Source organism: Photobacterium damselae subsp. damselae (genome assembly GCF_038086725.1).
Lineage (GTDB): Bacteria > Pseudomonadota > Gammaproteobacteria > Enterobacterales > Vibrionaceae > Photobacterium > Photobacterium damselae.
This window is the reverse complement of record NZ_CP146970.1, coordinates 688,489-714,028: the sequence shown is the minus strand read 5'-3', so window position 1 is coordinate 714,028 and position 25,540 is coordinate 688,489. Positions and strand designations below refer to the sequence as shown.

At 38.3% G+C, this 25,540-nt stretch carries 18 protein-coding genes; 9 read left to right on the top strand and 9 right to left on the bottom strand.

The window, feature by feature from the left end; all coding sequences use genetic code 11:
• Positions 1–5: 5 nt before the first annotated feature.
• The 4 genes from WAX86_RS03155 to WAX86_RS03140 are packed head-to-tail and all read right to left on the bottom strand — an operon-like array spanning position 6 to position 5,657.
• Complete coding sequence (locus tag WAX86_RS03155; RefSeq protein WP_341489092.1) at positions 6–920, bottom strand: AAA family ATPase; 915 nt, start codon at positions 918–920, stop codon at positions 6–8.
• Positions 895–1,131: a CxC ATPase DNA modification system associated small protein gene (locus WAX86_RS03150; RefSeq protein WP_065172220.1), complete on the bottom strand. Its 237-nt coding sequence runs from the start codon at positions 1,129–1,131 to the stop codon at positions 895–897. The genes WAX86_RS03155 and WAX86_RS03150 overlap by 26 nt, the downstream gene beginning before the upstream one ends.
• Entirely contained in the window at positions 1,131–3,314 is a 2,184-nt protein-coding gene (locus tag WAX86_RS03145) for a DEAD/DEAH box helicase family protein (protein WP_341489091.1), read from the bottom strand. The genes WAX86_RS03150 and WAX86_RS03145 overlap by 1 nt, the downstream gene beginning before the upstream one ends.
• Positions 3,315–3,329: 15 nt before the next feature.
• Complete coding sequence (locus WAX86_RS03140; protein WP_341489090.1) at positions 3,330–5,657, bottom strand: DUF262 domain-containing protein; 2,328 nt, start codon at positions 5,655–5,657, stop codon at positions 3,330–3,332.
• 194 nt (positions 5,658–5,851) lie between these two features.
• On the opposite strand from WAX86_RS03140, the gene WAX86_RS03135 reads away from it, so the two are divergent.
• The 3 genes from WAX86_RS03135 to WAX86_RS03125 are packed head-to-tail and all read left to right on the top strand — an operon-like array spanning position 5,852 to position 11,104.
• A complete protein-coding gene (locus WAX86_RS03135; RefSeq protein ID WP_341489089.1) occupies positions 5,852–6,817 on the top strand; it encodes a DUF4007 family protein in 966 nt (321 codons plus the stop codon).
• 2 nt (positions 6,818–6,819) lie between these two features.
• On the top strand, positions 6,820–10,164 hold the full coding sequence (locus WAX86_RS03130; RefSeq protein WP_341489088.1) for a hypothetical protein: 3,345 nt from the start codon (positions 6,820–6,822) through the stop codon (positions 10,162–10,164).
• Positions 10,165–10,180: 16 nt separating this feature from the next.
• Positions 10,181–11,104: a phosphoadenosine phosphosulfate reductase family protein gene (locus WAX86_RS03125; protein WP_341489087.1), complete on the top strand. Its 924-nt coding sequence runs from the start codon at positions 10,181–10,183 to the stop codon at positions 11,102–11,104.
• 38 nt (positions 11,105–11,142) lie between these two features.
• On the opposite strand, the gene WAX86_RS03120 is transcribed toward WAX86_RS03125, so the two are convergent.
• Positions 11,143–11,871: a sporulation protein gene (locus WAX86_RS03120; protein WP_341489086.1), complete on the bottom strand. Its 729-nt coding sequence runs from the start codon at positions 11,869–11,871 to the stop codon at positions 11,143–11,145.
• A gap of 625 nt (positions 11,872–12,496) precedes the next feature.
• Here WAX86_RS03120 and WAX86_RS03115 point away from each other — a divergent pair.
• Together WAX86_RS03115 and yjjX are read left to right on the top strand one after the other, a co-directional pair.
• Positions 12,497–13,135 (top strand): helix-turn-helix domain-containing protein, encoded by a 639-nt coding sequence (locus WAX86_RS03115; protein ID WP_005301036.1) that lies wholly within the window; start codon positions 12,497–12,499, stop codon positions 13,133–13,135.
• A 215-nt stretch (positions 13,136–13,350) separates the two neighbouring features.
• Positions 13,351–13,866: an inosine/xanthosine triphosphatase gene (yjjX, locus tag WAX86_RS03110; RefSeq protein ID WP_237042450.1), complete on the top strand. Its 516-nt coding sequence runs from the start codon at positions 13,351–13,353 to the stop codon at positions 13,864–13,866.
• Positions 13,867–14,014: 148 nt separating this feature from the next.
• Here the strand turns inward: yjjX and trpR are convergent, their stop codons facing one another.
• Both trpR and sltY read right to left on the bottom strand, forming a co-directional pair.
• On the bottom strand, positions 14,015–14,332 hold the full coding sequence (gene trpR, locus WAX86_RS03105; RefSeq protein ID WP_068946978.1) for a trp operon repressor: 318 nt from the start codon (positions 14,330–14,332) through the stop codon (positions 14,015–14,017).
• A 138-nt stretch (positions 14,333–14,470) separates the two neighbouring features.
• Entirely contained in the window at positions 14,471–16,399 is a 1,929-nt protein-coding gene (sltY, locus tag WAX86_RS03100) for a murein transglycosylase (RefSeq protein WP_106260902.1), read from the bottom strand.
• A 264-nt stretch (positions 16,400–16,663) separates the two neighbouring features.
• Here sltY and ettA point away from each other — a divergent pair, with 264 nt between their 5' ends.
• Both ettA and WAX86_RS03090 read left to right on the top strand, forming a co-directional pair.
• The gene (gene ettA, locus WAX86_RS03095; RefSeq protein WP_341489085.1) at positions 16,664–18,331 is read left to right on the top strand and encodes an energy-dependent translational throttle protein EttA; all 1,668 of its coding nucleotides are present in this window, start codon (positions 16,664–16,666) and stop codon (positions 18,329–18,331) included.
• A gap of 251 nt (positions 18,332–18,582) precedes the next feature.
• Positions 18,583–19,593 carry a M23 family metallopeptidase gene (locus tag WAX86_RS03090; protein ID WP_069530879.1) on the top strand — a complete coding sequence of 337 codons (1,011 nt, stop codon included), beginning with the start codon at positions 18,583–18,585 and terminating at the stop codon, positions 19,591–19,593.
• A 114-nt stretch (positions 19,594–19,707) separates the two neighbouring features.
• Here the strand turns inward: WAX86_RS03090 and radA are convergent, their stop codons facing one another.
• Positions 19,708–21,096 (bottom strand): DNA repair protein RadA, encoded by a 1,389-nt coding sequence (gene radA / locus WAX86_RS03085; RefSeq protein WP_341489084.1) that lies wholly within the window; start codon positions 21,094–21,096, stop codon positions 19,708–19,710.
• A gap of 94 nt (positions 21,097–21,190) precedes the next feature.
• Between radA and WAX86_RS03080 the strand changes: the two genes are divergently transcribed.
• The gene (locus WAX86_RS03080) at positions 21,191–23,545 is read left to right on the top strand and encodes a PilZ domain-containing protein (protein WP_341489083.1); all 2,355 of its coding nucleotides are present in this window, start codon (positions 21,191–21,193) and stop codon (positions 23,543–23,545) included.
• Positions 23,546–23,733: 188 nt separating this feature from the next.
• Here the strand turns inward: WAX86_RS03080 and serB are convergent, their stop codons facing one another.
• Entirely contained in the window at positions 23,734–24,726 is a 993-nt protein-coding gene (gene serB, locus WAX86_RS03075) for a phosphoserine phosphatase (RefSeq protein WP_341489082.1), read from the bottom strand.
• 190 nt (positions 24,727–24,916) lie between these two features.
• Here serB and WAX86_RS03070 point away from each other — a divergent pair, with 190 nt between their 5' ends.
• Positions 24,917–25,531: a YtjB family periplasmic protein gene (locus WAX86_RS03070; RefSeq protein WP_005301066.1), complete on the top strand. Its 615-nt coding sequence runs from the start codon at positions 24,917–24,919 to the stop codon at positions 25,529–25,531.
• Positions 25,532–25,540 lie beyond the last annotated feature (9 nt).

The following is a 25,540-nucleotide window of genomic DNA, read 5'->3' as shown; positions in this document are numbered from 1 at the left end:
TTCATCTATGTTAATTTGCGATAAATCAACATTTGCAAGTGATTTACTAAAAGCAGATTTGATAAAACCTGTAGTTTTTTTGCCTTTTCTAAAATAGCGCTATCATGATTCCTTTGTAAATCACTAAGCATTTTTGCTTTTTCTGCTCTTAATTTAATCTTTTCTTCAATATCTGTCTTATCAAATTTAACTAGTTTTTTTAATTGTTCTTCATACTTCTTATGCGCTTCATTTAACTCAATATGTTTCTGTTCAAGTTGAATTTTATTTTGTTCAATAGTTATTGTTAAAGACTCTTTTTCCTTAATAACTTTTGACAACTCATCAGTAGTATCGAATTGACTTAATTCTTTTTGGTAACCCAAACGAATAGTATTTAAATGTTTAATCGTTTGCTCTGCAATTGTTAATCCTAATACCTTATGTATTGCAGCTTTGATATGAGAGAAATCATTTTGACTACTCAATGTTCCTGTACCTTCACCTTGATAAAAGAAATACTCCGACATTTCTTCAGGTAAGAAGGTATTAATTAGAGTCATAGGATGACTTTCAGATTTTTCTGAATAACAACCATCAACAATTTCATATAGCTTAAGAACAGATTTAGAACCAGCTGTATTAGATTTAATTCTTTTTACTTCATAAATTTTATTATTATGAATTAATTGAATTTCAACACTAAACAAACTCTCTTTATTAGCAACAGCATGTTTATTCATCAAATTTTTAGAATCTAATAAATTGTCAGTAGTTTTTTCGTATAAACACCAACGTAAAGCATTCAATAATGCTGTCTTACCACCATTATTCTCACCATGAATAAGAGTAACATTTTTATTTTTATCAGTAGCAAATTCAATCTCTTGCGAACCATAAAACTGACGGAAGTTGTTAATTTTTATTTTTAGTAGTTTCATTTATAATATCTTCAAGATGGATTTCAATAATCGATTGAATTTTTTTCAAGTGTTTACCGTTAACAGCTTCACCATAATACAGATCTTTTTCAAACTGCATTATCTGTAATGCTGCACAGTGTACAGCTGAACGTTCAGAATAGTTATTATGAGCTTCCTCAGTCTCAATATCTATCTGCTTTAAAAGAGCTTTAAAAGCTGCCAGGCTCATCACAATACCCCTAGATTTATAATCTTGTTTTCAATCTCATCTGCATTTAATGCAGTTAACATAAAATCTTTAATTCGATTCAACTCTGCATTACGTAAGTTTTGACTAAAGTTGTTTGTAATGTTCTGATAAGGCAATACAACAAAATCTACAATTAATGCAGACTCTTTTCCTTCTGCTTTTCTCAGAACCCTGCCTCGTCTTTGCACATATTGTCGAGGATTTCGTGTACTAGCTAAAATGAAGGCTGATTTACAAACCGGAACATCAATACCTTCATCCAGAACCTTCATTGCTATAAGTGCATCAATATCTTTATTTTTAAAATTATTCATGATGTTTTTTCGCTCATAACTAGTTTCATCAGATGTAAACTTTGAAACACGAAGGCCATATTCATGTAAAGCATTTGTTACTTTAAAAACATAACGGCTTTCTTCATCTAGAGCTTTTCCTTCTCCAACATAAATAAGTGAATGTGCAAGAGATAAGTTTTTATGGTTTTCCAAATAAGTAATTAAAGCAGGTAATTTCCCACAACAAGTGGCTAATAAACGAGAGCGTTTTCCACATAAAGTAGTAAGTAACTGTCGCTCTTCACTACTTAAAGAGATGTTTTTTGCCTTTAAAATTAAACGTTGAATGCTAAAGGAATATTCTTCATATATCTCTTGCTCTTCTTCAGTTAGATAGACAGGCACTAAATCATAAATATATGGAGTTAAAACGCCATCGTTAATAGCATCAGATAATGAATATTCGCTTATAATACCACCAAAATATGCAATCAAGTTTTCCCTCGCAAGATCTGGAAAAGGATTACCTTCTATTTCATCTTCTTCACTTCTAAATGGCGTAGCAGATAAACCGATTCTGTGCTTACACCGAGGAATACAATTATACAGATTTTCGCTACCTAAATGATGACATTCATCACCAATAAATAGCATATCATCACATGATATTTTCGATATCTTGTATTGAAAAACATCCGATACCAATGTCTTGTTAACAACAACAATACAAGAAAATTTCAATTCACCTGATTTAAAACGTAATATTTTTTTATCTAAAATTGTGAGCCATTTATCTATGCCGTCATAACAAGGAATAGCACTGATATTAAATAACTCTAGTTCTTTTAACCACTGATTAGCAAGCTCAATATAAGGAACAGATATAACGACGAATGTTTGTTGATTATACTTTAAACGTGATTCATAAAGCTTCACCATTGCACAAATAGAAGTGAACGTTTTACCCGCACCTGTTGCCAATTTGAAAAGACCACGGTATCCAGCATTTTTCCAGTTATTTATAGATTCAATTTGATGAGGAAAAAGCTGAAACGGTTTTCCTTTTACATATAAAGGTATAGCGGGTATTTTTTGACTAGGTGATATTACAATCAAGCCTTGATTTGATTTTTCAATACTATATTTAAAAAATAATTTCGGCTTATTAGGTACATCACCACCTAGATCATTATTTTTATTAGGTTCTGATTCATTAAAAATCTCTTTGTATACTTTTTCTTTATCGACACTAGTTCTGATTTTTTTATAAAAATCAGAACTTAATTCAACCACCTTTGTTCGTGTTCTTTGATTAGCCCAAAGGCTTTCAAAATGAGCAATTTCAGGTTGACCATAATCTTCAAATGAAAGTTTCCAACTAAAAAAAGCACTTATTTCTTCTGAATTATATTTAGATAACCCTGCAATGGTTTCATTTGCAGAGCCACTAAAAACAACCTGCTCTGATTCACTATAAAAAATTCCAACTTTTTTATGAAACATACCTTTAGAAGTAAAAGCAAACTTTATTTCTAATTGTGCATTTGCTATCAAATAACTAAGTATTTTTAAATTTTTACTTTCAGATTCTAATAATATTTCACTTAATTCTTGGGCACAGATGGCTATTCTATTATTAGTTCCATTCAAGACCGCTTCATACTCATCATCAGTAAGAGGATCACCAATGATAAGGCGCATTTTCCCATTTGAACGAATAAAATATTCTAACCCAATTGCCATCGATTCAAGAACATGAGATGAAAAATACCCAACTGCACGGTCATATCGATTTGCCTTTGTTAACAAAGGAATATAAAAGCTCTCTAATATATTATCTTCATCTGTATCATATTTTGTTTTTAAATCTAGGCTAGAAAACAGCATGACAGCTTACCTATCCTATTTAAGCCAATCAATTAAATTTTCCCAAGCATTACTCAATAAAAGTTTTGTTCTTTCATTAATAGCTTGCTCTGTCCATTCATCAAAATAAGTAATCTCAGCATATTTACGCTCAAACATTAATACTGTGGCATTTCTTTTTGTTTCATTCGAAACCATGCTTTCTGAGTTCAACAACTTATCAATATTATCTATCGATTCATTATTTTGAGCTTCAAGCATTTTTTGTCTCAAACTATGCCAACTTTGATTTTTGTTATTAGTAATATTACATCTAGCATCAACAAGAACATTGCCAAGTTTATTGAAAATTTCTGGCTGAATGATTTTTTGATCTGCAAATGAATTTATATCTGACAAACCAGAAGCATAAACCTTAGAAATTCGTTCATTATTTGACAACAAATCCCACATTGATGTTGTATAAAAATCATTACGTTTTTCATCAGAGCGAACAAAGCCTTCAGAATTTAATTCTAAATTATGAAATGCAGATAATACCAATAGCTTAATATTTTTAGTCTTAGTTAGTATTGGCTGTTTTGAACAAATATCTAACCATTTAGCTTCAATGGTACTTTCTGGTGAATCTTTTGTGATAATTTTACTTTCTAACTCCGATATAAAGTAAGATTTCACCAACTCAATATCAAATTTTTCCTGACTTAACGAAGTATTATTTTGAAGCTGATAAGGAGGAAATTCACTATCTCCAATCTTAAAACCTTTTTCATGTAATTTTTTATACACATTATCAATACCATCAGCTCCACCACTCATCGTACGCCATAAAACACTAAAAGCTGTAATTGCTTTTAAGGCCTTAACAAAATTTGAGTCAGAAGTTTCCAATGTATTATATTTTTTATCTTGTAAAATAAACTGAACTAATAAACTCGAAGCTATATCATGTTTCAAGTCTGTTAAATATCTTAGACAAATATTAGCCTGTTCTAATTCATGGTTACCAATAAAATTGGTAAGATCAGGTGTTTTTGCTTGCCAATAATCGAATAAAAAATCACTTGTTGCTTTAAGGTGGTTTAAATAATCATCTTTATCAATATATAAACAACTGTCATAGCTCTTTATCATCGCATCACGCTGATCACGTAAAGTAGTTATTTTCACTTTACCTTGATACGCACGAACAAATGCTAAAATTAAAGCTTTAGCTTTATCATTTTTATCTTTAGTTTTCGTTATAACTTCAAACCTTTCAGTAATTCCATTTAATGTTTTTAGTGCATTATCTGCATCGTCATCATCTCCGTGCTTTCTTTTATAACCGATATGTTCAATTACTTTAGGTACAAATGTTTCAATTGCAGTAAGTGGCTCACCAGTAGTATTTAACGCTTCAAACATATCAAAAGCATAAGATTCATTATTAACTTCAACATATGTCAAGCAAACACGGTGCAACAAAAATTTTGCAAACGCTGTAATAAATATTATAGATTTAACATCCGTATTTTTATCAGAAGCGATTAACAATGAATTATCAATAGGAAAATCTAAGCAAACATCAAGCGTTTCTTTATCAACTAGATTTTCAACAGTCAAAAATGTCTCATCTTTATTAGCTTTAAAGCCAACTTGAACATCATCTAACTGTTTCCGAATTATTTTAATATTATCGACAATACGCTTTGACAGATTATCTAAACTCATTGCCTTAAATGAATTTTTATCCTTACAATCAATGGTATGCCTCTGATAATGAAGTAAAGCTTCAGAAAGTGGGCTTGTATAATTTGCTTTTTTGTCGTCTTTACCCCAGCAATCAACCTGAGAACGAATCACTTTAGGTAAGTATTTATATAAATCATGCTCAGCTTGCGTTTCAACAACAAAATTTGAAGTATCCTGTATAAGCTGAGACACAATTTCTCTTAAATCTTCTAATGAATCGGCTAAATTAGCATCTGCTTCTTTATCAATAGCTTTTTTAAGTTTAGGCAGTAATGTATTTAGCCGCTCATTCAAACATAACATAATTAAAACAAGTGTCGAAAGACGCTGTTGACCATCAATTACAAGTTTAATATGTGTCGGAGTATGTCGTTTAGCTAAAGGGAAAATTGTTGAAGCGGCACTATCATCGACAGTTAGTAATGAACCTAAAAAGATAATAGCGTCTGATGACTCTAATAGATTTCTAAACACATTTTCACAATCTGCAAACAAATCTTGAATATGCTTTTCTTCCCATGAATACGGTCTTTGATATGCTGGCATATAAAAACCAGTATTCTTTTTGTCACATATAACATCAAAAACTGACTGCGGTTCAGCTTTAAATATATCTAACGACTTTTGCATAAAAAATAATCTCTAATGTCTTTCAAAGTAGGCATAAACAAATCCTTCTTTATACAACATATACACTGTAAATAATATGATCAATCACACAAAAAAACAGACACTACATAAATATCTTTTTATCCTATTCTACAACAACTCTCTTTGCTAGAATCGCGTTTGGATAAAATCTCCAAACAACTAAGGTAAGTACATTGACTATCGAATCTAGCACCCTAAAATTTTCAGGGCATCAAACATTTCCGGTCAGATACGGTTGGATTTACAAGATTATACAAGAAGTTATAAAAAACAACTCAATTTCTGATAAAGAAACAATTGAAGAACAAATGATTTCGATGGGTATGGGGAAAAATATGGTCCTTTCTATCCGTCATTGGATTCGTATATTAAACTTAGTTAGCTGCACAGATAAAAAAACTCAAACTTATGAATTAACTAGTTTAGCAAAGCGTCTTTTTGTCAACAAAGATGGACACAATGCCTATGACGAATACCTGGACAAAGTAGGAAGCATTTGGTTGCTACATTGGTTAATGCAAAATATCCCAACAGAGAATGCTGAACTCAACACAGCTCGTTGGTTTTTTAATTACTTTAATGGTATTCGCAGCGATAAACTGCAATTAGCTAAAGATATAAATTTATCGTTAATACATCACGATAAAGAATTAACTGAAGCAACGTTGAAAAAAGATATTGATTGTTTCTTTCAAATGTATGCAACAAAATATACTTCAAATAATAAAATTAATGAAGATAGTTTTACATCACCTTTTACAGAATTAGGCTTACTAGTTCAGATTGACTCAAAACATTACTTAGCTGAGTTATCAGACCGAAAATCTCTTCCAATTGAAATATTCACTTATGCACTAATTGATTATATTCAGAAGAAACAAAAAAATAGTATCGGTCAACAAATAAGCGATGAAAGTACAATCTCATTCGATACCTTATTAAATGGGATTGGCTCTCCTGGAAAAATTTTCAGACTCACAAGTTTTGGACTTAGTGAAAAGTTAGATGAAGTAGAAATCCTAACTCAAGGTAAAATCGCATGGACAGATACTCAAGGCTTAAAACAAGTCCAACACCATTTTAAAGATCTACATAAAGTAGAACCAAGTGCATACTTAGATAGTTACTACCAGAGATAATTATGACTTTAGCAGAACAATATTCAATTGCAGTTAGACATCAACGCTCAACACGTATTGATAGCGACTTATCAGTAGAGTTTTTCTCAGGTCTTGTATATCACGGTACTGCACAAACAGCATTAGAAACCTTATTACGTCAATTTGGGCAAACAAATCAAAGTGCCTATACACTAACAGGACCTTATGGCTCAGGTAAATCAACTATAGCTTTATTACTTACAGGTTTGCTAAATGCCGACAAAGCTATTTATAATGCAGCTTGTCAAACAATTAATAGTCAAACTCAAAAACTGCTAAATAAGAGTGTTCCTTATCATAAAGGATGGCTACAAATTCGTTCAGTTGGCGGTGTTAATACTCCTGTTGATGTTTTCTGGAACGCTACTCTCAACGCACTAAAAGAGCATCCTAATACAGCAAGTCTAATCAGTAAATATCAAAAGATAACCCCAAAAAATGAAGCAGATCTTATTTCCTATTGGGAAGAATTATTTATAGAAGTAAAGCCGTTCGTAGACGGCGTATTAATTATTGCCGATGAAATGGGCAAAACACTTGAATACATTAATAAAAATAAAGGCGAGTTACACTTATTCCAAGATTTAGCTGAAGTCTTAGGGCGCGTTAAAACACCGATTATTTTCCTTGGTTTACTGCACCAAGCATTTAGCGAATATGCAAAAGATCGCGGAACAAAACTACAGGAAGAATGGGGCAAAATTCAAGGGCGTTATGCTGACATCCCATATAACGTTTCTACTGATGAAACGGTAGCATTAATTGCTCAGTCGATCGTTCCTTCAAGAACAGCAAGTAAAGATACTACTGCCTATGTCGATATGACATTAAATGCACTCACATCTTTAGATAACAATAAAAATCGCATAGAGCAATTATCATCACGTTTACACAATGCAGCACCATTACATCCATTAGTTGCGCTTATTCTCGGACCTATATCTAAACGTCGCTTCAGTCAAAACGAACGTAGTACATTTGGTTTTTTAAATTCCCACGAGCAGTGTAGCTTCCAAATGTTTTTGAAAAACCATAGCGATTGTTGTGACCGCTATAGTTTACATCATCTCTGGGATTATTTAGAAACAAACTTAGAACATGCCATATTAGGCTCTCCTGACGGGCGAAGCTGGGCTGAAGCTTCTGAAGTTATCAATCGTATTGATGTACCAGAGACAACACTAAATATTTTAAAATCAATTGCATTAATTTCTCTATTTGGTAAACCTGCTAAATTGTACCCGACAGAATTAACGCTACAAGCTGCATCTGGGATTAACGACACTTTAGAGTTAAAAGGGCATCTTTCTATATTACAAGATGTTTCTGCTATTATTTATCGTAAATACCAATCATCATGGGTCATTTTTGAAGGTAGTGATTTAGATATTCCCGCATTACTTGACGATAAAATAGAACAACTAGCTAATAGCAACGAAGCAATAGAAAATATTAAATTCTCAAAACAAATCATTGCAAAAGGCCATTATCATACATTCGGTAGTTTACGTTGGGCAGAGCAGTTATTACTTCAAAACTTAGACAGCATTGATCTAGGTAAAATTAAATCCCAACAAAAAGGCGAGTTTGCTAATTTTATATTATTAATGTCTCCTGTTGAGGATGATAAATTAAATATATTTACTAAAGAGAACTCAACTATAGCATTAGCAAATGCATTTAATGCATCTGAAATCCAAACGTATGCAAAAGAAATTTATGCCTTAGAGCTATTAAAAGCAGACAACGATGTAGGGGCAGTGTTAGTCCACGACAAAGTAGCCCAAAAGGAATATGAAAGTCGTCTTTCTGATGCAAATAAAATGCTTTGGGCTGCAATTGATGAAGGGTTTACCCATTCATTCTGGTTTACTAGGGGCACGAAGAAAAAACTATTGCCTCTTAGTGAAATCGCAAGTGATTTAGCTGATGACATTTATTTTAAAAGTCCAAGTATCTTAAATGAACTAGTAAACCGCAATAAGCTCTCTGGGACAGCCGTATCAGCTCGTAAAAAATTACTAGAAGCGATGCTTGACTATAGTGATGAAAAGAACTTAGGTATTACTGGTTTTCCACCTGAAATGTCAATGTATATAAGCTGTTTAAAAAGTACCAATCTACATATTGAAAAAGATGGTGAATGGGGATGGTCTACGGAGAATATGCCATCTAAGCTCAAAGGATTATTTGAAACAACCACTAACTATTTAAGTGATAATGCGGGTAGCAAAATCAATCTCGGTGATATTGAATCCATGTGGTCAGGGGCTCCTTATGGTTTAAGCAGTGGTGTATTTCCTATCCTAGTATTTGCCTACTTACAAACACTTGGACAAGATATTGCCTTTTATGAAAAAGCCATGTCAGGTGATTTTGAATTCATTTCAGAACCTGATATAGATTACGTTCATAAGCTGCAGAAATCACCAAAAGAACTTGCAGTTAAATTCATAAGATTAGAAGACAAAGATAAAGAATGGCTGCAATTACTTGCATCTTATGCAGCTACACTCACAACACGCTCAGTTACTACTAATTTATTATCAGTAGCCACTCCATTTGTAACAACAATGCATGGTTTATCCCATTGGGTTAAAAATGCAAGCAATCTAGTTCATGATGATGGCGTAATGAATACAAAAGTATTACGTTTACGTGAAGCCTTTTTATACGCAAATGATCCTCATGAACTACTTATCAATAAAATCGTTCGAGTCATTGATCCAGAAGGTACTATGACATTTATTGAGCGTGTTGATGAAATTGAAAAATGTGTGACCATTTTAAAAGGAGCACATGAAAAAATGCTTAGCCACATGAACTGGAGGATTAAGCAATTATTCCCAGAAACGGGGGATAAATTAATCAAAATGTGCCAAGTTGTAGAAGAAAAATCAGGTGATTTACGATTAAAATCGTTTGCTCGAGAACTAGGTAAGAGTCAAGAATTTGGTCTTAAATGGTTAGAATCTCTTATTGCTGTTGTTGTTGGCCGCGGAATTCAAAATTGGAATGAACCTAATTTACTCACTGCAGAACAAAAAATTAGTGATTATGCTCAAGACTTTTTACGCATAGTGAAAGCGAGCCAAACAAAATCGTCATCAACAACACAAAACGAAATTGAGACTAAAAATATTTCTCTTGTTTTAGAAGAGCAAAATGGACTAGTTAACTATACGAAAGAAATTAAATTAACAAACAACCCTATTACCCTAGAAACAAAGAATGCTATTCAATTGGAACTAACGGCTCTTTCTGAGTTTGAAAGAATTGATGTTCTGCATCAGTTGCTCAAAGAAGCATTAGTGGCACAGCGTTAAGACATAGGCATTAGTCATGAGCATAAACAAAAAAGTCAAACATGTTCTAGGCCTCTCAGGAGGAAAAGACAGTGCGGCACTCGCAATTTATATGGCGAGAGAATACCCTGAAATCGATATTGACTATTTTTTTACCGATACAGGTTATGAGCTCCCAGAAGTCTATGAGTTTATTGAAGAACTAGAAAGTCTTCTAGGTAAAAATGTTCTACGTATTAACCATACTGAGCGAGTCGTTAATAACGATGTGAAAGTTTTTGATAAGCTTCTGAAAGAACATAATAATTTCCTACCGTCAGGACGTCAGCGCTGGTGTACAATTCGAATGAAACTGGAACCATTTGAGCGCTGGATAAAGAAATATCTTGATGATGGTTATGAAGTTATTTCTTATGTCGGTATTAGAGCTGATGAACCTTGGCGAGATGGTTATAAACCCAACGAGTCCCAACAAAATCTAACAATTAAGATGCCCTTTGCTGATGATGGCATCAAGAAGGCTGGTGTTCTTGCTATTTTAGAAAGTGCAGGAATTGGCTTGCCCAAATATTATGAGTGGCGATCCCGCTCTGGTTGTACATTCTGTTTCTTTCAGAGAAAAATTGAATGGGTACGCTTAATGGAGCGTTACCCTGACGCATTTGAAGAAGCTAAAGCATTTGAGAAGCAAGCTGAAACTAGTGATAACGGTGAAACTTTCTATTGGATGGGACCTAATGAGCCATTAACAACACTTGAAGATCCTGCTCGTATAGCCCAGATCAAAGAAAATCATGAAAAAGCACTTAAGCGATTTGAAAAGAAAAAATTAAGAGAACGTAACCGCCGCCTCGGCATGCACTCTATGGTAGATGAAGAACAACTTATCGATACATTAAGTATGGATGAGATCTACGATGATATTGAAGGTGGTGGTGCTTGCATTACCTGCTATAAGTAAGATGATTTTCCCCTCTAGCTTTTAGAGGGGAATCCCCCCTAAACCACGCCAGCTAGCACACCTTCAATTTCATTATCGGTCGCCATAAGTGGCAGTGAAAATGAGAAATAGTGATCGCCACGGCCTGCGTCAACTTCAACCAAGCAATACACTAAACTGCCCTCTAATACAAACGACAATTCCAGTTCTTTATCTGAAAACATGCTGTCATTGCGAAACTCAATTTCTTGGTAACAACCCGATTGAGATAAAAAGCCATTACCACGCAATTGGCCTTTTTCTACATCTGCTTTTACTAAGGTATAACCGCGATTTTCGATAGTTTGGAGAATCTTCTCAACCACAGGTAGAGGTTTAATTTCCAAATAGTCACGATCTTGAGGATCAATAGCAAAGTTCAAATCAAGAGTTGTTTCAATCCAAACATGACTCTGATTATGAATAGCATTCAATGCCGTTATTGGCGTTTCATCATGAAGGGCTAAGGTAAAAGGAATTTCTAACTGCTGATGAGCTTCGATTTCAAAACTATCGGTCAGTTGTAGTGAGCCTAAAGTTAATACTTCGTAGTGCGAATTTTGTTCTGTTTCAACTTTAATTTCGGTATTTAGATTCAAATGAATGGCATCCACTTGCTGAGTCACCTCACCACCGTGAATATGAATGGTGCCACGCAGTGTTTCTCCTTGGTAGAGGACCGAATTATCAACAATGGTATCGACTTTAGCGCCACCAATACCTAATGATGCTTTGAGTTTGGTAAACATAACTTTCCTTTGTCCTTCTTTTATTACTAATTCTTATTATTTGAACTAGTAAAATAGCAGATATACAGCATAAAAAACCAAATAAAACTCTAACTTTAACAGGAATGCTCAATACGCATATTTTTGCCCTTTATTAGCACTTTTTACTTCTAATATGAATATCCCAATCAAGCCTATAAATTACATTCACCATGCAAATAATACAAACTTAACCCTTTTTGCTTAAATATTGAACTAATCATAGAATTGTTAGATAAATCAAAATCAAACATAATAACCAATACGCAACATCAATTTAACCAACAGATAGCTCTAAGATAATTAGATAATCAGCACAAAACACCAAGAATGTCATTTGTTTGACGCTCAATGTGGCACATTCTAATATGTTTACCATTTATGTTTAGAGAACACGTGTACGCTGAAAAATTGCTATAGCTTATTTCGATTCTTAAATTTTGTTCCTTTTTTTACCCATATTGCTTTTTAGGTATATTCCTTTAACGAAATCAATCGCACTTTTTATACCTAGTTAATGGCTTTGGTTTGGAAATGGCTACAATGAATTATGACTTGTGCGAATGCACCATTATTAGAATTTAAATTGTGAGCGAGAAGCATTTTTATGGAATATTTAGAGCGAATTAAACGTCTAGCAAAAATCCAAGGTATCAGCCAGAAGCAACTAGGCGAAGCGTTGGGTCTACAGCAAGGTACAATGAGCCGTAAACTATCAGGTAAGTATGGTATTGAAGTTCGTGAATTAGAGACTATTGCAACGACTCTAAACACCTCTATCGGCTATATCCTAACAGGCCAAGTAGATACGGGGACTCAGGCTACAACAACCATTACTAACGAATCAGCAACAGGTTCTACTTGTACTTACATTCCTGTTATTCACCGTAAAGATTTTACATCTTACGCAAGCGGTGACACAGTTGATGTAGTTAGCAAACGTGCAATTCCTCAACATCTTGACCGTGAAGAGTGCCTAGGCCTTCTTGTTGATAACGAAAACATTGCTCAGTGCGCACCTGTTGGTAGCTATGCTCTGGCAACTAAAACAGCACAATACCGTCCAAAGCAGCCAGTATTTGCATCAGTTCGTGGTAGTGAGCCAGATTTCTACCATATGACTCAGCTAGCTGATGGCGTGGTATTCTCAACATCACAACCAGACTTCCCTAACCTGTTTGTGAATAACGGTGAATTTGAAGTTCACGGCTACATCATTCAATCTGACTGGGCTTACGACCGTTAATGGTAGCATCGATTCTTTAACGATTCGCTCACAGTTCAAAAAACAGGCCATGCAGCAATGTATGGCCTGTTTTTGTATGGATCTTTCCCACCGAGATTTTTAATTTTTAGCCACCAGCACTTTGATATCCTTAATGCTATTTCGTACACTGCGACTTACACAGATAATCGTTCATCCTATAGAACGATTATCATCAGATTTATTTAAGGACCATCATGCAAAAGGTTATTGTTGCCTCCACCAATCCCGCAAAAATATCGGCGGTCTCAAGTGCTTTCTCTGCCGTTTTTCCGAAACAAACATTTGAATTTATTGGCGTTTCTGTGGAGAGCGAAGTACGCGATCAACCCATGACGGCAGAAGAAACCTTATTGGGGGCTCAAAATCGTGTTCGTAATGCACGAGCACAAGAACTAGATGCAGATTACGTGGTTGGTTTAGAAGCAGGCCTAGATGGCGATCTAACGTTTGCATGGATGGTCATTGAGCATCGGGGCAAAATCGGTAAAGCACGTTCAGCCTCTCTGCCTCTTCCTCCTGCTGCATTAACGCAATTGGCTCAAGGGCGCGAACTGGGTGATGTTATGGATGAGATGTTTCAAGCCCACAATGTGAAGCAAAAAGGGGGAGCAATCGGAATGTTAACCAATCATTTGCTAACCCGCAGTTCGGTCTATCATCAGGCGCTAATTTTGGCGTTAATTCCGTTTGTGAATGAGGAATGGTTTTAAGAGGTTTCGAGATTTCGAGATTTCGAGGTTTCGAGGTTTCGAGGTTTCGAGGTTTCGAGGTTTCGGCAATAGCTTGTATCAATAAATTCTATTATCAAGCTCTCTGCCGACTCTTTCCTCTTGATCTATACCCTTTTTTACTGGTTTTTTACTGCTTATCAGCCATCTGTTTAAGCTGTTCACCAATCCAAGTTTTAGTTGCTTCATCTTGGTGTTTTAGTTCATTAGAACCACGAGTAATGGTTGCTACTCCAACACCTAATAGCTCGCTGATTTTACGTTGACTACGCTGACCATTAAGTAACTCATGAACGATATTTACTCGCGCTAATAATGCATCGCGCTCATCTGGAGTCAGTAGCAATTGCAACAGTGCATCTTCTTTTTGTTCTGTTGCTGCTTGGCGAAGTAAATCAATAACCTGTTGCCACTGGGTAAAATCTGGCGTTTCTGGTGTTGTTGACATGGGAGCCTCAATTAGCGTGTTTCGATATCGGAAGTTTACCTGTAACTCGTCTATCTACCAAGAAACAAAGCCTTAACCAAGCATAATAATGAACTGCTCGATTAAGGCTTATACCGTTAATGACGTTGTACAATGCGATTAGTAACGCGCTTTCAACTCATTAGGACGCAATAGTGAGGTTTTCTGCCCCAATTGATCACCGTAGAAAATATCAAACATTAAGATATTTTGGACATAATTACGGGTTTCATTAAATGGGATCTGTTCAATAAAGGCAAAGGCATCAAGCTTACCATCAGTGACTTTACGCCATTGATTCACCCGTCCTGGACCTGCGTTATAACCAGCAAAAGCATAGATACGATTATTATCAAAACGATCCAACGCCATCTTCAAGTATCCACTGCCCAAACGAATGTTAGTACCCGGGTCATACAATGAATTCACGCCGCTATAACTGCGTCCCAATTTTTGCGCCGTTTCTTTTGCGGTTGCCGGCATTAGCTGCATTAAACCACGGGCGCCTACATACGATTGAGCATGAGTATTAAACGCACTTTCTTGACGAGATAGAGCCATCAGGGTCGTCATTGGAATACCGCGCTTTTCACCAAAGAACTGATACCACCACTTATGGGCAATAGGGAAACGCAAACTAATGTGATCCCACATTTTGGCTGAAATCGTAGCTTGAACCGCTAAGTGATGCATTTTGTGCTGCTCAGCATATACTGCCAAAGCTTTCTTGGTTGGCTCATCAACTCGACGTAATAAAAACGCCCATTCGCTATTGGCAGCAACCACTTTATCTCGTGCCACCAGCTCACGAATACGTACTAATGTCTTATGATACGGTTTTAATAAGGCATCGTTTGGTGCAGCGGTTTTCTTAGGATACGTTATCGGCTGTTTTAAGATTGTCGCAGCTGCTGCACTGTAAAAATCACGTTGACCAAGTAAGGATTGATAAATCTTATTGGCATCTTTAGTTTTACCCGCTTTTGCTAGCACATAAGCATGCCAGAAGGTCCAGCGTGTGCTCTGTTTAGCTTCTGTCGGTAACCGATTGATCCAACTGCGAGCATCAGACCAATTTGCCTCTCTAATTGAACTTTGAATACGACGAGCTAAAACAGACTCATTGTCACTGCTCTTAAGTTTGCTATCGCGCCAAGAAGCCAATTGCGGATCTTGTGTCGACATCAAACGTGAAGCGACATAATCGGCCAGTTCTTGTTTTTTCGCCGCAGAGTATTTCTGTCCTGACACCACTTGGTTGTATTGTGCAACGGCTTCTTTAGGATCTTTACGCGCAAGTAACTGATAAGCCGAAGCAATCATCTCTTGGTTTGTTGCTGTTACCGCACTGCTTTTAGCGAGCGCTCCAACTTTATTAGGGCTACTCACCAAAGTTAGCATCTTATCGCCCGTCGCTTTCGCTGAACCAGAGAGCTGTTTATCTAAATGCGTCAACAAGCCCTTATCACCACGAGCAAGTACCAACTGCATACGTTGTAAAATCAATGCATTTGTACGATTACCAGATGCAGCCCAAGCCTCTAATAAATCATCACAGCTATTTGGTAATGATTTACCTGTTAACCAAATTTCACGGGTCGTTTTCCAAGCTTGCGTTGCTTTACCGGTTTGGCTTTGGGCTAAGACATAATTACATTGCTGCCACTTACTGCTTGGCTCTGTTGGTTGAACTGCCAGATACGAACGCCATTGATCGTCTGCTGCTAAGTTAGTTAAGTAACGATTTTTTACTCGGGTGCTAAACGGTAAGGTACTGTACTCTTTTAAAAAGCTTTGTACTTGCGGTAGGGTTTTGTCACTCAGTTGAGCATTAAACTCACGATAATCGAGATAAGGTGTAAGTGGATAACTGTTTAATTTAGAGCGTAATGACTTAAATGTTGAAATATCTTTGTTATCTAACGCTTTTTGGGCTTGATCATACCAAGCTCGTTGTTGTTCTAATGAGGCGGCAGTAGCGGTATTGCTGCATCCTAGCGCAAAAACCACGGCCACAAAGATTTTTTTTACAGAAGAAATAGAAGGCACGAAAAAGCTCCGTTTCGGTGTAATAACGGCTACCAAAAGCAGTGAAATACCGCGGTAGACCTAGCCAATTTATGATACCAGCAAGTTTAGACTAAAAATCGAGCACTAAATTCACTAATTTTTTATATTCTAATCAACTTCAAGAGGTTGATCCTCGCTCCTTAGAGAGACTTGAGTATAATAATTATCAACATCACTGTTAAACTTGTGTCTATAACAGGTAAAATAGTTTCTTTCATTTAAAGATCAGAGATAACAACGGATATGGCTGAATACGTCTATACCATGTCGCGAGTTGGCAAAATTGTGCCACCAAAGCGTCAAATTCTAAAAGATATTTCGTTGAGCTTTTTCCCAGGCGCTAAAATCGGTGTCCTAGGTCTCAACGGTGCAGGTAAATCTACCCTGCTACGCATTATGGCGGGTATCGATACTGATATCGAAGGTGAAGCTCGCCCACAACCAGGTCTAAAAATCGGTTACCTACCGCAGGAGCCTGTATTAGACGAAGAAAAAACCGTTCGTGAAGTTGTAGAAGAATCGGTATCAGATGTTAAAGAAGCTCTGATTCGTCTAGATCAAGTTTATGCTGCTTACGCAGAACCAGATGCAGACTTTGACGCCCTAGCTAAAGAGCAAGGCGATCTAGAAGCGCTAATCGAAACTAAAGACGGCCACAACCTAGGCATGCAACTAGAGCGCGCGGCAGATGCCCTTCGCCTTCCTGAGTGGGATGCAAAAATCAAGCATCTTTCTGGTGGTGAGCGCCGTCGTGTTGCTATCTGTCGTCTACTACTCGACAAGCCAGATATGCTGCTACTTGACGAACCGACTAACCACTTGGATGCTGAATCTGTTGCATGGCTTGAGCACTTCCTTGTTGAGTATTCAGGTACTGTTGTGGCAATTACCCACGACCGTTACTTCCTAGATAACGCTGCAGGCTGGATCCTAGAACTTGACCGTGGTGAAGGTATTCCATGGCAAGGTAACTACTCATCTTGGCTAGAGCAAAAAGATGCGCGTCTAAAACAAGAAGCGTCTCAAGAGCGTGCTCTACAAAAGACCATCGAGAAAGAACTTGAGTGGGTTCGTCAAAACCCTAAAGGTCGTCAGGCGAAATCTAAAGCGCGTATGGCCCGTTTTGAAGAGCTACAAAGCAACGATCACCAGAAACGTAATGAAACAAACGAACTGTTCATTCCGCCAGGTGAGCGCCTAGGTGATAAAGTTATCGAAGTGAAGAACCTAACCAAATCATTTGGTGATCGCGTTCTTATCGACGATCTATCATTTAGCATGCCTAAGGGTGCTATCGTGGGTATTATCGGTGCCAACGGTGCAGGTAAGTCAACGCTATTTAAGATGCTAAGCGGCAAGGAGCAACCAGATTCAGGTACTATTGAATTAGGTGAAACAGTAAGCCTAGCGTCAGTTGATCAGTTCCGTGACAGCATGAACGACAACAACACGGTTTACCAGGAGATCTCTGAAGGCGCTGATATCATTAAGATCAACAGCTTTGAGATCCCAGCTCGTGCTTACGTATCTCGCTTTAACTTCAAAGGTAGCGATCACCAAAAACGCATTGGCGACCTATCAGGTGGTGAGCGTAACCGTGTTCACCTAGCGAAACTACTAAAAGCGGGCGGCAACGTATTGCTACTCGACGAACCAACCAACGACCTTGATGTTGAAACACTACGTGCACTAGAAGAAGCACTGTTAGAGTTCCCAGGTTGTGCCATGGTTATCTCGCACGACCGTTGGTTCCTAGACCGTATCGCAACGCACATTCTAGACTACCGTGACGAAGGTCAAGTGAACTTCTTTGAGGGTAACTTCACTGAATACACTGATTGGTTGAAGAAAACGCTAGGCTCAGATGCGGCAGAACCACACCGTATCAAGTACAAGCGTATCGCTAAGTAATCACGATATTTTGTTATAACTTATCTAAGGGTGGCAATCGCTGCCCTTTTTTACACCAATTACTCTTAACGCCCTTCTCTATTCTTCACCTTTTTAAACAGCCAGTTACGAGTGTTTACACTAATTTTCACGGTAAAACATAGTCAAAAGGCATATTTTCGCTTAAAATTCCACCTCTTTTCATTTATGAGAAATACTGCATCCATATTTGATCTATGATGCTAATAAACCGAAAATTGAGCTGAAGTGGTATGAGTAAAGCGAATAAATCCGTTAACAACAAAGCGCCAATACGCAAGCTAAAACAAGAAAAGCCACGCGATAACAAGCCGTTGATTATGGCTGGTGCGGGGTTTTGTGGTGCGTTGTTTGCTCTACTTTGCTACGGCGCTTTTACGCTTTATCAAGACGCCTATGAAAATAATCAGCAGTTAGATTTATTAAATCGCCAAGCACAGGAATTGGCCGCCTCTTTAAATGAAGAGAGCGAGATGAATCAAAAACTTAATGCTGAGCTTGAAAGTAAAAACGAGTCGCTTGAACATTTAAATCAACGCTTAGACGATATGGAAACTGTGCTGGGGTTACAAACGGATGGCGAAAACCCATATACGCTAGAGCAACGTATTGATTCCGCAGCGATAGATTCTGCTGTACGTGCCACCTTGTTTCGTCTGATCCCAAATGGAATGCCAACTCCCGAGCATATTCAGCTCACCTCAGGCTTTGGTACTCGTGTTCACCCTATTACGAAAAAACGTCGCAGTCATAATGGGCTTGATTTCGCAGCCAAAATTGGCACACCGATCTATGCTCCTGCCGATGCGGTTATAGAACAAGCCCGTTCTAGCAATTCAGGCTATGGTAACCATTTACAACTAAACCATGCGATGGGCTTTATCTCCACTTACTCACATTTAAGTAAGTTTAATGTAAAGCGTGGGCAATTTGTTCGCAAAGGGGATCTCATAGGTTGGACAGGTAATACTGGACTGTCAACGGGACCTCATTTGCATTATGAAATCCGCTTTTTAGGTCGACCACTCAACCCTAAAGCCTTTGTTAAATGGACGCCTGAAAACTTCGACTCGCTGTTTGCAAAAGAAAAAAGTGTGCAGTGGGCTTCTTTGCTCAATATGATCAATGGCATGGTGGGAATGCAGGTACAACTCACCCATGATGACAGTACAAAAGGTCTAACAACGGCTCAAGTGACCCATAAAACATCCGAGCAAGATGATAATAAGAGTCAAACCAAATAAGCGGATAGCAGACTCAAATAGCGACTAAAAAATAAGAGCTCATCTTCTACTATTACCCTAATTAACGGTGATGTAGAGAATATGAGCTCTTTTTAATGGCTAGTTGACAAGTATTTATTTGGCAACACGCTCAAAGGCTTCGAGCGCTTCTTGTAGATCTTCTACCGGAATAATTTCAATCCCCGGGATCTGGCGACTGGCATTGGCTTTTGGCACCACAGCGCGAGTAAAGCCTTGTTTTGCTGCCTCTCGAATACGTTCTAAACCATTTGCAGCCGGGCGAATATCACCATTTAGGCCGATCTCACCAAATACAATCACATCTTGAGGGATCGGAGCGTTTTTAAAGCTAGAGAAAATCGATAACAATACCGCTAAATCCGCCGATGTCTCTTCAATACGAATACCACCCACACAGTTGACGAAAATATCCATATCCGATAAACGCACTCCACCATGACGAGCGAGTACCGCAGTCGACATTGCCAAGCGATTAGAGTCATAACCTACGGTCAAACGACGAGGATTTTCCGTCACAGATTGATTACATAGAGCCTGAATTTCCACCAGCAAAGGACGCGTACCTTCCCATAATGTGGTGCATGTCGAGCCCGGATGATTCTTATTAGAACGACTTAAGAAGATCGCTGATGGATTCTTAACCTGCTTCATGCCTTGCTCGGTCATCGCAAAGAAGCACGACTCACTATCGGAGCCAAAACGGTTTTTCGACGTACGTAAGACTCGGAACTTTTCATCAGCTGTAGATGAGAGCGCAAACAAGCCATCAACAATGTGAATAAGCTGCATAGGGCCAGCCACATTAGAATCTTTATTGATGTGACCGATGATCAAAAATGTCACTTCATGAGTTTTCGCATAACGGGTGAGCGCCGCTGCAGACTCTTTAACTTGGCTTGGGCTACCTGCAGCAGAATCGTTATGTGCCACCGTCATGGTCTGAATTGAGTCGATAATCACAAAGTCTGCTTTTTGCTGCTCTATCAGATTAATGACCTGCTCAACCGATGTTTCGGCAACCACATTAATGCGATCAAGGTTTGGCGTACCTAAGCGTTTCGCACGCTGTGAAATCTGATGGATCGATTCCTCACCCGAAACATACAAAGCCGACTTATGAGCAGCCACAGCGCCAATACTTTGCAATAACAGGGTAGATTTACCAGCACCAGGGTCACCACAAAGCAGCAATACCGAACCCGGCACCACACCGCCACCAAGAACTCGGTCTAGCTCACTGATACCGGAGCTAAAACGTGGTACATCTTTACTCTCAACATCAGACAGCTTTTGAACTTTACTTGGTGCACCCGCGTAACCTCCGCTAACACTGCCTGCTGCGCCTATTGCTGATTTTGTTTTCGGGATTGTAAACTCAGTAATGGTATTCCAAGCGGCACAGGCACTACACTGGCCCTGCCAACGCGGGAAATCTGCACCACAATCGCTACATACATAAGCTCGTTTTGCTGCTTTTGCCATTCTCTACCTTAGTTGATTTTTTGACGATCAAAGCCTTAAGTTTTGACGTCTTCGGTCGATATTACCGATAGATATTTTGGATATAGAAATTACCATGCAGCCAGTGCACGATAAAGGTCTTCTCGAACAATTAGTTTCACTCTACCACGATGGTGACTTTGAACCTATGTTCGAAATGCTCACTCAAGATTTTAGTGGCCCTCAAAAGCTGCAGTTAAAAATTGAACTGCGCCAACTTATGATGCCCATTAATAAAGAGATTGATTTGCGCGGTAGAGTGAAAGGGGAATGTCGCCCTTATCACCTTAATGAGCGTCAGCACTGGCTCGATGATGTGGCGTTGAATATTTATCATCAGCGTATTCAGCACTATGGTGGGGTTTTATGTTATGGCCTTTACCAAGAGATTATTCACAGCCGTAACAGTTTTCGGGTTTTACACAAACAACAAACCGAAACTAAACCGCCACAAGAACCCACTCAACTACTCGACCCTTTTGCGGTTAATATGATCCGTTTTGGTCACTATTTAAGCCGTGAAGAACACCGTGTCCAGATCTCAACTCAAGTAACGCTAGTAACCGATAAACAACAGACCATTCATGGTAATAGTTATGATTTATCATTTTCTGGAGCAAAAATTAAAGTTCCTGCGGCGTTTCATTATCAATTAGGAGAGGTCATTGCCCTTACCTTTCCGATATTGGCAGAGAAATTAAATGACGATCGACTCAATCAGAGTATGTATTACCGAGTTCTTGCTATTGATGATATTGCCGAGAATCAAAGCAGCAAATGGTTACGCCTAGCCACGACTCAAGATAATTTAGCCCTAAAAGAAGCGATCCTAAAAATTAAACAAGTGGCGGCTCATTCACGAGATGATCATCAAGATAAGTTCATTCGAGCTCGAACCAAGGGGTATGAGCATTGCTACTTAAAACACTCAACAGGCCTGCCTTTATTTTTTAGTCAGCAGCAGTTGAGCTATGCCCTACTAACAGAGCACAACCGTCACCTTTGGCACTACTGGCATGATGAACGTAATCTGCCGAATATCAATCACCTACTAAATCCACAGCGGATGGCCATGTTGACCAAGCACGGGTTATCACACAGTAGAACGTTAATTTATAGCTTTTGCCACCAGCATGAAGGTAAAAGCTATTTCTACTCAGCGTGCTTGCCAGAAATGAGTCTAGAACAGCGCCGTCTGTTTTGGCATTTAGGTGCAGCAAGAGATAGCTGGCGAGTCTGGCAACTGACGCTTTCCCCATTGCAGGGAGAAGATCTTGCTCAACTTAATGAGCTGGCGCCCGATCAGACTCAGGAATATCAAAATTTCACTCACATTGCGCTGTTGCAAGATCTCACCGATACTCATGCTCAACAGGATTATCGTTTAACCTTAAAGCCCAATGCCTCAGCAAAAATTTTACAGCCGTTTCGCCATCAAAGAGATCCTATTTGCCAAGCATCGGCCATCTTGTTTGATCCTCGTCCTCAACGTAGCGAAGAGCGCTTTACTTATCAAACTGAGCTAACGATATCGCATGAAACCGGTTCTTTTTCAGGTTGTACAGTTGATTTTTCAACCAAGGGATTAAATATCCAATTAGCCTCACCTTTGGTTGCCAAACGAGATGATGAAATAGCAATTAGCTTTCCTCAGTTACAGCAAAAAAATAAGCAATTACCACTATCGGATCTTAGGTATCGCATAGTACGAATCAATGCAGAAGGTACCAATCTACAAGCTCAATTACTGGATATTGCCTGTAATATCAAAGGGGAAAGCTGCTTAAAAAATATCGTTAAGCATAATGCAAAACACTTGGCTATTTGTGAAGAAGATCGACCTCAACATGTTCTATTACAAGCTATGCATCAACTGCTTCTCACTCGATTAGACAGCGTGCCGTACTTTGTTGAAAAGCTGGAACATAAACTAACAGTGACCAGTATTGGTTGTAATATTCCTCTGCCAAGTTTAGCTAAGTTATTTCATCAATTTGCTCATACTCAGCAATCGAATGGATTTTCTCTTGCCCCTATCTTTAAGGGTCGAGTACAAACTTTGCTAGCAAAGACTATGCGCCCTGTTACTGTCACAAAACCATACAGCCATGAGCTTTATCTGCATTTGGTTCATCAACAAGAGAAAACGCAATGTGTCGCATCATGGTTATTACAAGAGTTTGAATCCACTCAAGCCAGAATTGCTTTTATTGAACATGCACGTAGCCATGGGGAAATAAAAGTGCTACGCATCACTGCTGCCCCTATCTTTGATTCGATGACATTATTAACTCAACAAAAGCTGAGTGAACTGGCCAGACTCACCCTACACCGAGCCCGAGGACTGGAAAACGAATTCTCAGCGTTAGTCGGATGCGGAGAGATTTTTGATATTACTGATGAAGTACTGGTTCGTTTAGCCATTAGCTAGATTTTGCCTATTGCTAAACTCTAAATGGTTTCCACTCTAAATAGTTGCCATCATAACCAAGTTATATCCAGCAAACTTCAATAATAACGAAGGGCTTAAAGATCAATGGATAGACTGACTTGGTTATGGTGTGTGGAACAATATTTATTATCAGAACTTAATAACAGCGCAACCAATCATTTGGCCAATTATCCTGAAATTACAGGTTGGTTTTTCCACGATAAATGATGTGGAACCAAGCTAGCAGATAAAATACACAACACAGCACCTAATGAACCATAATTAATGGCGGTTTGCGCCTGCTGCTGAACTTTAGGCTTGGCATGAAATGCAATACCAAGGCCTGCGGCTTTCATCATCGCCAAGTCATTTGCACCATCACCAATTGCGACCGTATTATGAGGTTCAATCTCAAACTGCTCACTTAATTGATGTAAGTAATACGCTTTGGCATTGGCATCAACCACACTTCCTACTACTTCCCCGGTTAGTTTACCGTCTTGAATTGCTAGCTGATTAGCATAGACACCATCTAAATCCAGCATCGCTTTAAGTTGATCTGCAAAGTAGGTAAAACCACCTGAGGCAATTGCGACTTTCCAACCAAAAGCTTGTAGCGTTCGTACCAGTTTAATCAGTTCGGGCATCAAAGGTAATTGCTCTAGCACTTGCGCTAAAATAGCTTCATCAGCACCTGCCAATGTTGCTACCCGTTGGCGCAAGCTCTGCTCAAAGTCTAACTCCCCTTGCATCGCTTGTTCGGTAATGGCGGAAACCAACTCTCCTGTGCCTACTAATTTCGCAATCTCATCAATACATTCCATTTCAATGGCGGTGGAATCCATATCCATCACCACCAAACCCGGTTTATTTAGCTCAGGAAGATCTTTGGTTAACGCAAAATCACACTCAGCACGATAAACAGCAGCTTTGATTGGATCGCTAAGATCATTTTTGATCAACAGAACATCGTAATCCCCGACCTGCCAAGCGGCGACCAACTGCAATCTTTGTTGAGCCCATTCTTCAATAAGAGCAATACGCAATGATGAGAGATCTTGGCCAAATAAGATCCATTGTCCTTGCTGTTTATCACGTAACGAGGCTTGTTGTAATTCAGGAAAGCGACGGTATAAAGCCGCATGTTTTTTTATTTTCAAAGGAGGTAGCGATAATTCCATGGGTTTCCTTATCCATTGATATCGAATGAGCTATATGTCCTTTCTCTACGTTAAAGAGCTGTTAACAAAAGTGCAAGAAGAAAGGGGAATTTAAGCTCAATTTGTGCTGATTTTTTACTCAACTGCTCCTTGAGCCAAAAAATCATGTAGAATGAGCCGCAATTAAAACAAATAGCGAATAACACTGCTTATGTGGAAACTGAACAAATCTCGCTGGCCACGGTTTAAGCAACTCGGCGTCTTGCTGTTTAGCTTAATCGGTGTGATTGGCATGTTGGAATATGGCGCGCGCCTTACCCAAGATAATTATGAGATGCTTGGCGAACAGACGCAGGCGCTTTCTCGTATTTTAGTTCGTCAAGCGGCAGAAACGGCAGCTCCCGATATTTTGGATAATGACCAAGATAAATTACAAGATTTGGTGCAACAACTTTCTAAAGAACCGCTCATTTTAGATGCCAGTGTTTATAACTTAGAAGGTCAAACCTTGGCAAAAACAGAAGGCTCTATGCCCCTTGAACAGGTCACTGGCCTTTCAACTCCTTTAGCGGTGGCAAGCATTGGCCGTCAGCAGATTGTGGAGCCTATTTTCTCAGATCAGCATATGGTGGGTTTTTTACGCATCACCTTAGAGCACGATAAGCTATTGGCTCATGCAAGCAGTCAAATTGAATATATGACAACGATCATTCGCGGCTTAGTGATCTTTGCCATTGGCTTAGGATTCTTACTGGCGTTTACTTTTGGCCGTCGTAAAGATATCTGGCACTTTCCATTTTTGATGACGGCAAACAGTAAAGAGTAAACCACGCTC